This is a genomic window from Marinobacter sp. MMG032, assembly GCF_040112695.1.
In the GTDB taxonomy this organism is placed as follows: domain Bacteria; phylum Pseudomonadota; class Gammaproteobacteria; order Pseudomonadales; family Oleiphilaceae; genus Marinobacter; species Marinobacter salsuginis.
In genome coordinates this window covers 103829-118778 of the sequence record NZ_CP157802.1, presented here as the reverse complement: position 1 = coordinate 118778, position 14950 = coordinate 103829, and the positions used below count along the sequence as shown (strand labels likewise).

Sequence of the window (14950 nt, the reverse complement as noted above, 5' to 3'; positions counted from 1 at the left end):
GCCGGAACCTGTGGTTGGGGCCTTGTATTTAATGCTCTATCATATCAGTCACATTCGATAAGCACATGTGGGGCCCTATGTTGACCATTTCTGCCATACCCGCGTTCAGTGACAACTATATCTGGTGCCTTTCGGACACCAACAGCGATAAAGCGTTGATTGTGGACCCGGGGCAGGCTCAACCGGTTCTGGACCACCTGGCCGCGAACAACCTGACACTGGACACCATCCTTGTGACCCATCACCACCCGGACCACGTTGGCGGCGTCAAAGAACTGGTTTCCCGTTTTCCGGATTGCCGTGTCACCGGCCCCGCGGATTCCCCTTATAAGGGTAGTACCAACCTGGTTCACCCGGGCGACGAGGTGATCTGGGGAGACATCACTTTCCAGGTGCTGGGCGTACCCGGTCATACCCTGGACCACATAGCCTATTTCACGGATGTAGAGGTTCAGGGCCGGCCGGTTCTGTTCTGCGGCGATACCCTGTTCGTCTGTGGTTGCGGTCGCCTGTTCGAGGGTTCTCCTGAACAGATGCGCCAATCGCTCCAGACCCTGAGGGCCCTGCCGGGTAAAACCGCGGTTTATTGCGCCCACGAATACACCCTAGCCAATCTCCGTTTCGCCAGAAGCTGGCTCCCTGAAGACGAGGGACTTCGGGATTTCGAGCAGCAGTGCCAGGCCGCTCGTAATGAGGGAAGGCCCACCGTCCCCTCGGTACTGGATGACGAGAAACGGCTGAATCCATTTCTCCGCTGGGATGATCCGGCTGTCGTGGATTCGGCCCGAGCCTATTGTGCGAGCCACGGTTTGCCGGCGGATTCCGAAAACGCCATCTTTGCGGCCATACGCCACGGCAAGGATAACTTCTGACGGCCTGCGCTACGCACTTAACAAATCCTCTCATAGCCGTAACGAGAGGTTTCTTGACCCTTTAAAAAGCGGTCCCATAGAATCGTTTCAACTTTGTTACCGTAAATTATTCAATACGCCGGGTTTTCAGTTGCTGAGTCCGGCCTCAACCTGAAACCGGATGTCTTTATGTCGGTCAGTCGATTGTCGTTGATGTTTTTCGCCGGAGCCTTGGCCAGCGGCTGCAGTAGCCTGATCAATCAGGGCGAGGAAAGCCCCCTGAACACTCAGGAAGTTGCCGTTGCCGCTGGCGACGAGGGGCTGAAGAAAGCCGTTGAAACCGGAGAGAACGGCGACGTCACTCGCAACGAGCCGCTTGACGAAGCCATTGCGCCCGAACTCAAGGACGCTGCCAGGGATGCCCGGGATAAGCTCGACAATCCAGTACAGAAAACAACAGAAGCAGAAGCGGTCGAGCAGGACCTGTGGGCCAGGCTTCGCTCCGGATTCGTACTGGATCATGATATCGACAATGAGCGCGTCCGGGACCAGTTAAACTGGTATGCCCGCCATCCCGGTTACATCGACCGGGTGGTGGAGCGTGGTAGCCGCTACCTGCACTACATTGTCAATGAGACTGAAAAGCGCGGCCTGCCGGCCGAGTATGCCCTGCTCCCCATTGTTGAGAGCGCGTTCGATCCCTTCGCCTATTCCCATGGCCGGGCCGCCGGTCTCTGGCAGTTTATTCCATCGACAGGAAAGTACTTCGGTCTTACCCAGAGCTGGTGGCACGATGAGCGTCGGGACGTTATTGCCGCCACCGACGCCGCCCTGACCTACCTTGACCGTCTGGCGAACCGGTTTGACGGCGACCATACCCTGGCCCTGGCCGCCTACAACAGCGGCGGTGGCACGGTTTCCAGCGCCATGCGCCGGAATCGTAACAGCAACAAGCCGACCGACTTCTGGTCATTGCAGCTGCCGCGGGAAACCCGCCATTACGTTCCCAAGCTGATTGCGCTGGCGAAAATATTCGACAATCCCGAGGCCTATGGCATAGAGCTGCCATCGCTGAAAGACGAGCCCTACTTCGAGATTGTTGAAACGGGCTCCCAGCTGGATCTCGCCCAGGCTGCTGAATTGGCCGGTGTCGATGTGGATGAAATCTACCTGCTCAACCCCTCCTACAACCGTTGGGCAACCTCTCCGGACGGCCCTCACCGGCTGCTTGTTCCGGTTCAGAACGCCGAGAAATTCCGCACGGCATTGGCGCAGATTCCTGCAAATCAGCGGGTCTCCTGGCGCAACTACAAGGTCAAATCCGGCGACAGCCTGAATTCAATTTCCCGCAAATTCTCGACGACTCCGTCTGTATTGCAGCAGGTGAACAACCTGGACGGCGATCTGATCCGCATTGGCCAGCGCCTTATGATCCCGTCCGCGTCCAAGGGTAGTGACGCTTACGCCCTGAGCGCCTCCCAACGCCTCGAGCGCAAACAGGAGCGTAAGCGAGACGGAAACAAGGTGCGCTACACCGTTCGCAAAGGCGATACCTTCTGGGACATTGCCCGGGAGCACCGGGTTTCTGTGCGTGAAGTAGCTGCCTGGAATGGTATGGCTCCCGGTGACCCGCTGATCCCGGGCAAGGAACTGGTCATCTGGTCCAAAACCAATCAGCCCACGATGGTGGCAACCAATAGTACTCGCGGCAAAGCCATGGTGCGTAAAGTCGGCTATCGGGTACGCAAAGGCGATTCTCTGGCCCGGATTGCCAGCCGTTTTTCCGTGAATGTGCGGGACATCGCAAGCTGGAACGACCTGAATACGGCCCGTTATCTGCAACCCGGGCAAAGTCTGGTACTCTACGTTGATATCCGAAACAGTCCCTGACGTGCGAGACTTATGACAAGAACACGGAAAGCCTCATCCCTTACGTCGTTTTTTTCAGCCCTGGCTCTGATTGCCACACCGTTCATTTCTCCATTTTCCGCCGCCCAAGAGGCAATGCCAGCACATGGCATGGCCATGCACGGCGACACCAAATACCCCGCCGGTTTCACTCATTTTGACTACGTGAATCCGGACGCCCCCAAAGGCGGTACGCTGAAGATGGCCGTGGTGGCCAACGGTTTCGACTCCTTCAATCCGTTCGATATCCGGGGCGTGGCTGCAGCAGGTATCAGCACCTATCTCTACGATACCCTGCTGGAATCCTCGGATGATGAACCCTTTTCTGCCTACGGCCTGATTGCCGAATCCCTGGAAACCCCTGAAGACCGGAGCTACGTGGTTTTCAATATCCGGGAACAGGCGAAATTCCAGGATGGCGAAGCCATTACCGCAGAAGATGTGAAATTTTCGTTCGAAACCCTGACAACCAAGGGGCACCCCTTCTTCCGAAACTACTACGCCGACGTCAGTTCGGTGACGGTAGAGGACCGTCGCCGGGTACGTTTTGACTTCAGCGATACCAGCAACCGGGAGCTGCCACTGATTCTGGGCCAGATGCCGATCTTGCCGGCGCACTACTGGGCCGATCGTGAGTTTGGCAAGAACGGGCTCAACCCGCCTGTGGGCAGTGGCCCCTACCGGATCGGCGACTTCGAGGCAGGCCGGTCCATAACCTATGAGTGGGTAAAGGACTACTGGGCCAAAGACATCGGGGTCAGGAAGGGCCGGTTCAACTTCGACCAGATCACCTACGATTACTACACCGATGACACCGTGGCCCTTGAAGCCTTCAAAGCGGGCAGTTTCGATTTCCGTCTGGAGTCCTCCGCCAAGAACTGGGCAACGGCCTACACTGGTGAACGGTTTGAAAATGGCACCATTATCAAGGAAGCCATTGAACACCACCGCCCCTCGGGTATGCAGGGTTTCGCCTTCAATACCCGCCGTAAGGTGTTTTCCGACCCACTTGTGCGAGAAGCCCTGGCCTATGGCTTTGATTTCCAGTGGGCCAACAAGAACCTGTTCTTTGACCAGTACACCCGCACGGACAGCTATTTCGAGAATAGCGACCTGGCTTCCTCTGGGCTGCCAGAAGGTCGGGAACTTGAGATACTGGAGCCCTACCGGGATCAGCTCCCCGAAGAGGTCTTCACAGAAGAGTATCAGCCGCCCACAACAGAGGGTCAGCAGGGATTGCGAGAAAATCTCAGGACAGCCATGGAGCTGCTGAAGTCAGCGGGCTATGAGATCCGGGACGGCAAAATGGTACACGGAGAGTCCGGCGAACCACTGGCGTTCGAAATACTGCTGTTCCAGAAGAGTTTCGAGCGGGTGGTGTTACCCTTCAAGAACAACCTCGGCCGGCTTGGCATTGATATCACTGTCCGCCTGGTAGACAGCAACCAGTATATCCAGCGTTTGCGGGAATTCGATTTTGACATGATCACCCAGGTGTTCGGCCAGTCGGATTCACCGGGTAACGAGCAGCGGGAATACTGGCATTCTTCTACCGTGGACGCCAAAGGGTCACGGAACTACATGGGCGTGAGCGATCCGGTGATCGACGAGCTCGTAAGCATGGTGATTCAGGCGCCCGACCGCGAGGAGCTGGTGCACCGGGTTCGTGCGCTGGACCGGGTTCTGCTGCACCACCACTACGTGATTCCCCACTGGCACCTGAGAAGCGATCGCGTCGCCTACTGGAACCATCTGCAACGTCCGGCCGAGACGCCCAAGAACGGCATTGACCTGGACAACTGGTGGGCGAAGCCCTGAGGAAAACGCCGCTAAATGGGCATCTACATACTCAGGCGTCTGGCGCTGATCATTCCCACGCTGATCGGGATCATGCTGCTCAACTTTGTTATCGTGCAGGCCGCTCCGGGCGGACCGGTTGAGCAGTTAATTGCGGAAATGGAAGGCCATGGAGGCAGCGCCCTTGCCCGGGCCTCTGGCGGCGGCACCGGTGGCGAGGTGGCCGATTCTTCCGGCGACACCCGTGGCTCCCGGGGCATACCGGACGAACTCCTGAAGGAAATCGAAGTCATGTATGGCTTCGACAAGCCGGCCCACGAACGCTTCTTCAAGATGCTCGGTGATTACGCCACCTTCAACTTCGGCGATTCCTTTTTTCGCGAGAAAAGCGTCATTGAGCTGATTCTGGACAAGATGCCCGTATCCATCTCACTGGGCCTCTGGTCGACCCTGATTATCTATTTCATATCCATTCCCCTGGGCATCCGCAAAGCGGTCACTGACGGCTCCCGGTTCGATGTCTGGACCAGTTCGGCCATTGTGGTGGGCTATGCGATCCCCGGCTTCCTGTTTGCCATACTCCTCATCGTGCTGTTCGCCGGCGGCAGTTACTTTGACTGGTTCCCGCTTCGCGGCCTTACTTCGTCCAATTTCGACGAGCTTACCTGGTACCAGAAAATCGGGGATTACTTCTGGCACCTGGCGTTGCCAGTGACTGCAAACGTGATTGGCGGTTTTGCCACCCTCACCCTGCTCACCAAGAACTCGTTCCTGGATGAAATCGGAAAACAGTACGTGGTGACTGCCCGCGCAAAAGGGCTGGACCAGAAAGAAGTGCTCTACGGGCATGTGTTCCGCAACGCCATGCTGATCGTGATTGCCAGTTTGCCGGGTGTTCTGGTCGCCCTCTTCTTTACTGGCTCACTGCTTATCGAGGTCATCTTCTCCCTCGACGGGCTCGGATTGCTGGGTTTTGAGGCCGCCCTGAATCGTGACTACCCGGTGATCTTCGGCACCCTGTATATCTTTACCCTGATGGGGCTCATCCTGAAGCTGATCAGCGACATCACCTATGTCCTGGTCGATCCCCGGATCGATTTTGAAAGCCGGGAGGGTGCGTGAGTTTCCGTTCCCTGACTCCAATCCAGCAGAGACGCCTGCGTAACTTCCGGAAAAACCGGCGTGGTTTCTGGTCGTTGTGGATCTTTCTGGCTCTGTTCGGTCTGTCACTGGCGGCCGAGCTGATTGCCAACGATTCTCCGCTGATCGTCTCCTATAAGGGTGACCTGTATTTTCCAGTTATCCAGTCGGTACCAGAAGAGACCTTTGGTGGTTTTCTGCCCACGGAGGCGGATTATCGGGACCCGTTTATCTCAGATGAGATCAGTGCCAATGGCTGGATGGTCTGGCCACCCATCCGGTTCAGCTACAACACCATCAATTACGATCTTGAGGTGCCCTCACCGGCGCCACCCAGTGCCGAGAACTGGCTCGGCACCGACGACCAGGGCCGGGATGTTGCCGCCCGGGTGATTTACGGTTTCCGCATCTCGGTTCTATTTGGTCTTACCCTGACCATTGCAAGCTGCATTGTTGGCGTTGTTGTCGGTGCTATCCAGGGCTTTTACGGCGGAAAGATCGATCTGCTGGGACAGCGGTTTATCGAGATCTGGTCTGGCTTGCCGGTTCTGTATCTGCTGATCATTCTGTCCAGTATTGTGCAGCCAAACTTCTGGTGGCTGCTGGGCATTATGCTGCTGTTCAGCTGGATGGGGCTGGTGGATGTGGTCCGGGCGGAATTCCTCCGGGCCCGCAACTTCGAGTACGTCAAAGCGGCCCGAGCGCTCGGGCTGGACAACCGCAAGATCATGTTCCGGCATATCCTGCCAAACGCCATGGTGGCCACCCTCACCTTTCTGCCGTTCATTCTTACCGGAGCGATTACTGGGCTGACCTCCCTGGATTTCCTTGGCTTCGGTCTGCCCTCTGGTTCGCCCTCGCTGGGTGAACTGATCGCCCAGGGCAAGGCCAATCTGCATGCCCCCTGGCTGGGCATTTCTGCTTTTGTCTCGTTGTCGCTGATGCTCACCTTGCTGGTGTTTGTTGGCGAAGCCGTGCGCGATGCCTTTGATCCCAGGAAGAGCTGATATGAACCAACTGCTTCAGATCTCAGATCTCTCCATCTGTTTCGATCAGGGGCCCGCAGCGGTCGAATCGCTATCGCTGGCTATTCGGGAAGGAGAAACCCTGGCGCTAGTAGGCGAAAGCGGCTCCGGAAAATCCATTTCCGCGCTTTCGATCCTTCGGCTTCTTGATGCACGCCACGCCAGCTACCCCAGCGGGCAAATCCGGTACCGGGGTGAGGACCTGCTGGCTGCTACAGAAAGGCGAATGCGCCAGATTCGTGGCCGGGAGATCGGCATGATCTTCCAGGAACCGATGACATCCCTGAATCCGTTGCACACCGTGGAAAAGCAGATTGGCGAAACCCTGGAGCTGCACAAGGGGATGCGTGGTCCCCAGGCCAGGCAGCGATGCCTGGAACTGCTGAACCTTGTGGGGATACAGAACCCGGAGTCCAAGCTATGTGCTTACCCTCACCAGTTGTCGGGCGGACAGAAGCAGCGTGTGATGATCGCCATGGCCCTGGCCAACGAGCCGGACCTACTGATCGCGGATGAGCCCACCACCGCGCTGGATGTAACAGTCCAGAAGCAGGTTCTGGAACTGCTCCGAGATCTGCAGAAGAAACTGGGAATGGCCATCCTGCTGATCACCCACGATCTGACCATCGTACGACGCTACGCAGACCGGGTGGCGGTTATGGAGCGCGGAAAACTCGTGGAAGAAGCTGATACCAACACCCTTTTCGCCAGCCCACAGCATGCCTACACCCGAAAGCTGCTGGATGCCGAACCTCCGGAAGCGCCCCTGCCCCCCGGAAACCACGCAGAGCCGTTGCTGGCCGTCGAAAACCTGGACGTGCGCTTCCCGATCCGCAAAAGCCTTCTGGGCAAGGTAAAGGAATCCTTTCACGCCGTACAAGGTGCGGATTTCCAGCTCGGTCGAGGAGAAACCCTTGGTATTGTCGGGGAAAGCGGCAGCGGCAAAACCACCATAGGCCACGCCTTGCTGAAGCTTACCGCAAGCACTGGAAGTATCCGCCTTGCCGGCGAAGAACTGGCATTTCTCAACCAGAAGGAATTCCGGCCCTGGCGGCGGCGTGTCCAGATCGTCTTCCAGGACCCGTTCGGTAGCCTGAGCCCGAGAATGTCCATCGCAGAAATCGTCCGTGAGGGGCTGGAAATTCACGATGCGGAAAACGCCGCCGAACACGATAGGAAAGTCATACGTGCGCTGACCGATGTCGGCCTGGATCCCGAGGCGCGTCACCGGTACCCCCATGAATTCTCCGGCGGCCAGCGGCAGCGCATTGCCATTGCGCGGGCACTGGTACTGCAGCCCGACCTGATCATTCTGGATGAACCCACCTCTGCCCTGGACCGCACGGTACAAAAGCAGGTCATTGAACTGTTGAGGGATATCCAGACCCGTTATGGTCTAAGCTATATCTTTATCAGCCATGACCTGGCCGTTGTACGCGCCCTGAGCCACAAACTCCTGGTTCTACAACACGGCCGGATCGTGGAATACGGTAATGCGGATGAGATCTTCCATTCACCTCGCGCGGACTATACCCGTGAGCTGCTGAGTGCCGCGTTCTTTTACCAGAATACAACTACGACTATTTGAGCGTTACCCCGGCCAGAGCACTCAGGGATAATGCACCCAAATCAGGAACACAGGGAGAACGACCCATGGGAATCCTCAGTGGCAAAAAAGCACTGATCGTTGGCGTAGCCAGCAAACTGTCCATTGCTTACGGCATCGCCGAGGCATTTGCCCGCGAAGGCGCTGAACTGGCTTTCACCTACCAGAACGAAAAGCTCCAGCCACGTGTTGAGAAATTCGCCGAACAATGGGGCAGCAAGCTGACCTTCCCCTGCGATGTCGCCAGCGATGAAGAGATCGAAAATGTCTTCAAGGAACTGGGCAAGCACTGGGACAATATCGACATTATCGTTCATGCGGTTGGCTATGCCCCGGGTCACGAGCTGGACGGCAACTACGTTGACGTTACCACCCGTGACGGGTTCCGTATTGCACACGACATCAGCTCATACAGCTTCGTGGCCCTGGCCAAGGGCGCCCGCAGCATGATGCACGAGGGCAGCTCGCTCATTACCCTGAGTTACCTTGGCGCCGAGCGAGTTCTGCAGAATTACAACGTAATGGGCCTGGCCAAGGCATCCCTGGAAGCCAACGTTCGTTACATGGCTGCTAGCCTGGGTCGTGATGGTATTCGCGTGAACGGCATTTCCGCCGGCCCGATCAAGACCCTGGCTGCCTCCGGTATCAAGAGCTTCCGCAAGATGCTGGCTGAAAACGCCAAACGCGCACCGCTGCGCCGCAACGTCACCATCGACGAAGTGGGCAACGCCGCCGCGTTCCTGGGTTCCGATATGGCCTCCGGTATTACCGGCGAGATCATGTACGTGGACGCGGGCTTCAACATAACCGGAATGGCGGAACTGGAAGAGTAAGTTTCCGTTCCCGGATAGGAAGAGCCGGCTTTATGCCGGCTCTTTTCGTTAAACGGGGTGGTGTTTCGTCAACCCTGGTCCATCGCGGACGCCACAGCCTCTACCCATTCAACGTACGCGGTTTCATCGGATTCGATGATCCGCACGCCCACCAGAAACCCCGACTCATTCGGCCTGCACCAGACCACCTCGACCATCAAGGTGAAAGGCTCGTTATGGTTACCGAGTGATACGCTTGCTGGTAACAGGGCGCCCAGGGACAGGGGCTCCCCGGAAGACAAACAAAGGCCGCTCGCAGAAATATCCCGAATACCGCAGACAAGCTCCCTGGCCTCGGGCGTTTCCTCTTCCGGTAAGCCGGATTCAAGTTCGAGAACTGCACGGGCTCTGGCGGTCAGGCGGTAATCGGCACGGTTGTCCTTCTCAAAGGGAGGTTCATTCCGGGTTCCAAAGGTGTAATCGTTATCTGCCATTGTTATTTTTCCTGCCTCGGCAATATCAGTTTCGGCCCACACGGATTCGGCCAACCACCCTGCTGAGGGTGTCATCAAATTCTGCGGAGGTTCCCAGAACCCGGATCCGGCCTTCGACAATACCCTCTACAAGGGCGTCCTCAAGAAATTCACGACGATTGAGGCCCAGCCGATCGACAAACACCAGCTTTCTGGACGCATTGATGCGTACGGCCAGCTTCAGGCGGGCCGGCTCATCCGAAGTTTCATCCGGTTCAACCACGATCCAGCCGCCCAGCTTGATGGCGTCTACCTGCTTTTCAGCCAACAGGGTGTGCTCCTTCCTGATCCGCGCCTCCTCGGCCTTTTCATCGGCGATGCGCTGCTCTTCGGCCGCCTGACGCTGGCGCTCCAGCTCTGCTTCGCGCTTCGCTTCCTCCGCCCTGCGGCGAGCTTCTGCGGCTTCTTTCTCCCGCCGCAGCTCCTCGGCCCTGAGCCTTGCTGCCTCTGCAGCCTGTTCCCGCTGCCGGCGCTGTTTATCGCAAACACCCGCGAGTAGTTCGACGGTCTCCGCCAATACGGTTCCAAATGGCGTCAGTTTCGGCAGGGGGCGGATCTGTTCATTTTCCAGAGCGGCCTGGAAATCAGTCCAGGTCTGCAGGCCCAGTTTTACACCAGCACCGTTAGTCCAAAGGATTTCTGCCGATTCGGTCAGAAAGGCATAGAAATACCGGCGCTGCTCCGCTCCCCCTTCGCCTTCGACAAACCACTGCCCCTCGAACGGTTTAAAGGCTTGCTCAGTCGGTACCTCAAAGCTCAGCCAACTGCTATCCCACTGAAACCCACCTGCTGCGGGTAACGCATCGACCAGCTCTGGCGTTTCTCCTCTGAGTCGCGAGACCATCACGCCTTCGATTCCTGCCAGGGAGTCCGCCGGAAGCGCCTGGTTATACACCCGTTTCCAGACATCAAGAAGTCGGTCGCCGATCTGTTCGCCAACGTGATAGAGGCGATTTCTGTCTTTGTCAGAAAGCGAAGGATCACCGATCCAGACCAGCCACTCGAGAAGCTTGCTGCCATGCCGAAAAGTCTCACCTTCCAGACCGGCGTCCCAGACGGACTGCTTGAGCAGCCCCTGCCAGTAATCGAGGATAAACCGCACGATCGGCATGGGAAGCCTGCGACCCTGAAGAGCCCGGCCAACAAGAGCGCGGGCAGTCTGGTCGGCCTTGCGCTGTTTGGCAGCACCCTGCTCCGTCTCCAGCAGGCGTTGGCGGAGCTTTCCGGCCTGGGCGTCCCTTCGGGCCGACTCTTCCTGCCATTGGTGACAGAAGGCTTCCACGGGGTCCGTGCTGCCGGATTCAAAGCTGGCCGACACCGCAATAACCAGCGAATCAAGCTGGTCCAGAAGCACCCTTGATGAACGCCCGCCAGAGTCGCTCCAGCCCCGCCACTCCTGCAAACTGTCCAGCCAGGAAAGCACGGGCCCGCTGAAGGCTTTCTTGCCCTCGAGATCCATGCGCCAGGCAAGATAAAACCGCAGTCTCGCTACGCGTCGCGCGAGACTTGGGTGCAAACCACTGGTTTTCAGGAAGACATCCATGATCCGGTCGGCAACATAAGCCGCGTTCACCTGACGCGCTGACCACTCGAGATGGACGGACCGGATGAGGTGGGTGACGCGCTCGTCCCGTTGTTCGGACCAGCATGAAATCAGAAGCGGACGCCAGTCGCTGACAGACTCTGGTTCGAGCTTGCCCGCCGGGTACGGGAGGTCAGGAACACGTATGCCGGCCAGGACATCGTCTATCTTGCCTGAAACCGTTGCAACGGAAGGCACATCCTTCGGTCTCTGCCTGTTTTGCGACATCCGTTCCCCATACCTAAGAAGCGTTGAAAAGACCCTGTAAATAACGCAGTATAACCAACTCGCCGGGGTTTACCGCAACCGTGCACCGGCGCTATTCGCGTTAATCTGCAACCCTGTTGGCATATTCCATGGTCCACCAGGGCTGCAACGATCAGAATCGGGGAAGCAGAACAACATGTCGGGCAACAAACTAGAGAATCTGAATGTGGCGAGCCAGGAAGCACTGATCACTCCTGAAGCGCTAAAGAAGGAGATGCCACTCTCCGACAAGGCCGCAGAAACCGTCTCAAAGGGCCGCCAGGCCATCTATGACATCATGGACGGCAAAGACCACCGGCTATTCGTGGTGGTGGGCCCCTGCTCCATTCACGATGTAGAAGCGGCCCGGGATTACGCCTCGCGCCTGAAGAAGCTTGCCGATGAAGTCAGCGATACGCTGCTGATCGTTATGCGTGTCTATTTTGAGAAGCCTCGTACAACCGTTGGCTGGAAAGGTCTGATCAACGACCCGCACCTGAACGACACCTTTGATATTGAGCAGGGCCTCCACATCGGTCGTCGCTTGCTGCTGGATATCAACGAGTTGGGCCTCCCCGCAGCCACAGAAGCACTGGATCCAATTTCCCCACAATACCTGCAGGACACCATTGCCTGGTCGGCCATCGGCGCCCGTACTACTGAATCACAGACCCACCGGGAAATGAGCAGCGGCCTGTCCATGGCAATCGGTTTCAAGAATGGCACTGATGGCAGCCTTGATGTTGCCGTGAACGCCATGAAGTCGGTTTCCCATCCCCACAGTTTCCTGGGTATTGATCAGCAGGGCCAGGTGGCGATTATCCGCACCAAGGGCAACAATTACGGGCACGTTGTTCTTCGCGGCGGCGGTGGCAAACCCAACTACGACTCGGTAAGCGTCGCCCTCTGCGAGCAGGCGTTGGATAAAGCAGGCTTGCGCAAATCGATGATGATTGACTGCAGCCACGCCAACTCAAGCAAGGATCCGGCTATCCAGCCGCTGGTCATGCAGGACGTAACCCACCAGATTCTGGAAGGCAATACCTCCATCCAGAGCCTTATGGTAGAGAGCAACATCAACTGGGGTAACCAGTCCATTCCCGAGAATCTGGCCGATCTCAAATACGGCGTGTCGGTGACCGACGCCTGTATCGACTGGCCAACCACGGAGAGGGCGATCCGGGACATGCGGGACAAACTCAAGGATGTATTGCCCAAGCGCAAGATTGGCTGAGCAAAGCATGGTGAGAAAACGGGGAGCTCAGCTCCCCGTTTTCATAACCCCACCTACCCAGTCGAGCCTTTCTCTCAGCGCCACCACGTGGCCGATAATCACCAGCGTTGGCGGCTGAACGGCTTCAGCCCCTACCCGTTCGACGATATTGCACAGATTCCCTGTCACCACGCGCTGATCCCTCGTTGTACCCTTCGAGACCAACGCCACGGGCATATCCTGCGACATTCCGTGGGCGACCAGCTGCCGGCAAATGATGGGCAGGCCCACCAGCCCCATGTAGAACACCAGGGTCTGGTTGTTCTGGACAAAGTCCTTCCAGGGTAGATCACAGGTATCGTTCTTGAGATGGCCGGTCACGAACCGAACCGACTGGGCGTAATCCCGGTGGGTCAGAGGAATGCCAGCGTAGGCCGCGCAGCCGGAAGCGGCGGTGATACCCGGCACTACCTGGAACCGGACACCGGCGTCGGCAAGGGTTTCAATCTCTTCACCACCCCGACCAAATATAAACGGGTCTCCGCCCTTGAGACGAACCACTTTTCGTCCCTGCCTGGCCAGATCCACCAGCCGCTGATTGATCTGATCCTGGGGCAAGGTGTGGTTGGCCCGCTGCTTGCCAACATGAATCATCTCGGCAGTTTCCGGGATCATGGCCAGGATTTCCGGTGACACGAGACGATCGTAAAGTACTACTTCCGCGGCGGTGATCAGCCGCCAGGCTTTGAGTGTCAGCAGTTCAGGGTCCCCGGGGCCGGCCCCGACAAGAGCCACCTCACCCGCTGAGCTGTTGGGGTTCGAGGTTACCGGATTGACCCTGTACCTTACTGGTGCAGGGGTTGCACCAACGCCCTTCCCTGGTGCGCTATCTGGCTGATCACTCATTGGATTTTTTCAACGCCTCCCATATACGGCCTGAGAACCTCCGGAACCACAATGCTGCCGTCTGCCTGCTGGTAGTTCTCCATGACCGCAATCAGTGCACGGCCAACGGCAAGACCCGATCCGTTCAGGGTGTGGACAGGTTCGGGCTTTCCGGTTTCCGGGTTACGCCAACGGGCATGCATGCGGCGTGCCTGGAAATCGCGGGTATTGGAGCAGGAGGAAATCTCACGGAATTTGTCCTGCCCTGGCAGCCAGACCTCCAGGTCGTAGGTCTTGGCCGCGGAAAAACCCATGTCGCCACCGCAAAGCGCAACCACCCGGTACGGCAACTCCAGCAACTGAAGCACCTTTTCGGCATGACCAGTCAGGGCTTCCAGCGCGGCGTCTGAATCGCCGGGGCGAACCACCTGCACGAGCTCTACCTTGTCAAACTGATGCTGACGGATCATGCCCCGGGTATCCCGGCCGTAAGAGCCTGCTTCGCTGCGGAAACAGGGAGTGTGGCAGACCATCTGCAACGGTAGCTCAGCGGCATCCAGTATGGAGTCCGACACCAGATTGGTGGCAGGCACTTCTGCGGTGGGAATCAGGTACAACGGATGCTCGCCCTCAGTCTTGAACAGGTCTTCCTCAAACTTGGGCAACTGGCCGGTTCCGTACAGACTGTCTGCGTTCACCAGGTACGGTACGTAAGTCTCGAGGTAGCCATGCTCGCGGGTATGCAGATCCAGCATGAACTGGGCCAGCGCCCGATGAAGCCTTGCCACGGGGCCTCGCATGACGGCGAAGCGAGAATGGGCCAACCGGCTCGCGGTCTCGAAATCCAGGCCTTTCAGCCCCTCGCCCAGGGCAACGTGGTCTTTGGGCTCGAAATCGAAGGCCTTTGGGGTGCCCCAGGTGCGAATCTCTACGTTATCGTCTTCACTATCACCCGCCGGTACATCTTCATCCGGAAGATTCGGGATACCGGCCAGAAACGCGTTGAGCTCTTCCTGAAGGGCGCGGAGCTCGTCTTCGGCTTCAGACCTCTGCTTCTTAAGGTCTTCCACCTCGTCCAGCAGCGGCTGGATATCCTCGCCGGCCGCTTTGGCCTTCCCGATCGACTTGGACCGCTTGTTCTGCTCGCTCTGAAGGGTTTCCGTACTTACCTGGAGTGCACGACGGCGTTCCTCAAGCTGCTCGAAGGTGGCGGTATCGAATTCGAAATTCTTGATGGCCAGCCGACGGGCGATCTCTTCTGTCTGGGTGCGGACACGTTTGGGATCGAGCATGATTATCCTGAATCTTCCGGTTAGCGATGATTTGAATGACTGGCCATTATACCTGCACTG

Annotated in this window: 12 protein-coding genes; 8 read left to right on the top strand and 4 right to left on the bottom strand. The window is 57.7% G+C overall.

Annotated features, from left to right (window positions below; translation table 11 throughout):
- Positions 1–77: 77 nt before the first annotated feature.
- From gloB to ABNF92_RS00460, 7 genes are all read left to right on the top strand, one after another.
- Complete coding sequence (gene gloB, locus ABNF92_RS00490; protein WP_069183560.1) at positions 78–872, top strand: hydroxyacylglutathione hydrolase; 795 nt, start codon at positions 78–80, stop codon at positions 870–872.
- Positions 873–1040: 168 nt separating this feature from the next.
- Positions 1041–2741, top strand: coding sequence for a LysM peptidoglycan-binding domain-containing protein (locus ABNF92_RS00485; protein ID WP_349343122.1), 1701 nt, complete (start codon positions 1041–1043; stop codon positions 2739–2741).
- 12 nt (positions 2742–2753) lie between these two features.
- On the top strand, positions 2754–4577 hold the full coding sequence (locus ABNF92_RS00480; RefSeq protein WP_349343121.1) for an extracellular solute-binding protein: 1824 nt from the start codon (positions 2754–2756) through the stop codon (positions 4575–4577).
- Positions 4578–4592: 15 nt separating this feature from the next.
- The gene (locus ABNF92_RS00475; protein ID WP_069183557.1) at positions 4593–5678 is read left to right on the top strand and encodes a microcin C ABC transporter permease YejB; all 1086 of its coding nucleotides are present in this window, start codon (positions 4593–4595) and stop codon (positions 5676–5678) included.
- Positions 5675–6703, top strand: coding sequence for an ABC transporter permease (locus ABNF92_RS00470; protein ID WP_209397238.1), 1029 nt, complete (start codon positions 5675–5677; stop codon positions 6701–6703). The genes ABNF92_RS00475 and ABNF92_RS00470 overlap by 4 nt, the downstream gene beginning before the upstream one ends.
- Before the next feature lies 1 nt (position 6704).
- Entirely contained in the window at positions 6705–8309 is a 1605-nt protein-coding gene (locus ABNF92_RS00465; RefSeq protein ID WP_349343120.1) for an ABC transporter ATP-binding protein, read from the top strand.
- Between the two features lie 65 nt (positions 8310–8374).
- On the top strand, positions 8375–9160 hold the full coding sequence (locus ABNF92_RS00460) for an enoyl-ACP reductase (RefSeq protein WP_136629570.1): 786 nt from the start codon (positions 8375–8377) through the stop codon (positions 9158–9160).
- Between the two features lie 68 nt (positions 9161–9228).
- Here the strand turns inward: ABNF92_RS00460 and ABNF92_RS00455 are convergent, their stop codons facing one another.
- Together ABNF92_RS00455 and ABNF92_RS00450 are read right to left on the bottom strand one after the other, a co-directional pair.
- Complete coding sequence (locus ABNF92_RS00455) at positions 9229–9633, bottom strand: PilZ domain-containing protein (protein WP_136629569.1); 405 nt, start codon at positions 9631–9633, stop codon at positions 9229–9231.
- A gap of 25 nt (positions 9634–9658) precedes the next feature.
- Positions 9659–11482: a DUF1631 family protein gene (locus ABNF92_RS00450; protein ID WP_349343119.1), complete on the bottom strand. Its 1824-nt coding sequence runs from the start codon at positions 11480–11482 to the stop codon at positions 9659–9661.
- A 175-nt stretch (positions 11483–11657) separates the two neighbouring features.
- Here ABNF92_RS00450 and ABNF92_RS00445 point away from each other — a divergent pair, with 175 nt between their 5' ends.
- Positions 11658–12734: a 3-deoxy-7-phosphoheptulonate synthase gene (locus tag ABNF92_RS00445; protein ID WP_291908854.1), complete on the top strand. Its 1077-nt coding sequence runs from the start codon at positions 11658–11660 to the stop codon at positions 12732–12734.
- 27 nt (positions 12735–12761) lie between these two features.
- Here ABNF92_RS00445 and cobA read toward each other — a convergent pair whose 3' ends face one another.
- Positions 12762–13619 (bottom strand): uroporphyrinogen-III C-methyltransferase, encoded by an 858-nt coding sequence (cobA, locus tag ABNF92_RS00440; RefSeq protein ID WP_222464558.1) that lies wholly within the window; start codon positions 13617–13619, stop codon positions 12762–12764.
- Entirely contained in the window at positions 13616–14890 is a 1275-nt protein-coding gene (gene serS / locus ABNF92_RS00435) for a serine--tRNA ligase (RefSeq protein ID WP_349343118.1), read from the bottom strand. Before serS ends, cobA begins: the two co-directional genes overlap by 4 nt.
- Between the last annotated feature and the right edge of the window lie 60 nt (positions 14891–14950).

Bases quoted from the DNA above. Each gene is read 5' to 3' on its own strand.
- gloB (WP_069183560.1), top strand. From the start codon at position 78: ATGTTGACCATTTCTGCCATACCCGCGTTCAGTGACAACTATATCTGG.
- ABNF92_RS00485 (WP_349343122.1), top strand. From the start codon at position 1,041: ATGTCGGTCAGTCGATTGTCGTTGATGTTTTTCGCCGGAGCCTTGGCC.
- ABNF92_RS00480 (WP_349343121.1), top strand. From the start codon at position 2,754: ATGACAAGAACACGGAAAGCCTCATCCCTTACGTCGTTTTTTTCAGCC.
- ABNF92_RS00475 (WP_069183557.1), top strand. From the start codon at position 4,593: ATGGGCATCTACATACTCAGGCGTCTGGCGCTGATCATTCCCACGCTG.
- ABNF92_RS00465 (WP_349343120.1), top strand. From the start codon at position 6,705: ATGAACCAACTGCTTCAGATCTCAGATCTCTCCATCTGTTTCGATCAG.
- ABNF92_RS00460 (WP_136629570.1), top strand. From the start codon at position 8,375: ATGGGAATCCTCAGTGGCAAAAAAGCACTGATCGTTGGCGTAGCCAGC.
- ABNF92_RS00455 (WP_136629569.1), bottom strand. From the start codon at position 9,633: ATGGCAGATAACGATTACACCTTTGGAACCCGGAATGAACCTCCCTTT.
- ABNF92_RS00450 (WP_349343119.1), bottom strand. From the start codon at position 11,482: ATGTCGCAAAACAGGCAGAGACCGAAGGATGTGCCTTCCGTTGCAACG.
- ABNF92_RS00445 (WP_291908854.1), top strand. From the start codon at position 11,658: ATGTCGGGCAACAAACTAGAGAATCTGAATGTGGCGAGCCAGGAAGCA.
- cobA (WP_222464558.1), bottom strand. From the start codon at position 13,619: ATGAGTGATCAGCCAGATAGCGCACCAGGGAAGGGCGTTGGTGCAACC.
- serS (WP_349343118.1), bottom strand. From the start codon at position 14,890: ATGCTCGATCCCAAACGTGTCCGCACCCAGACAGAAGAGATCGCCCGT.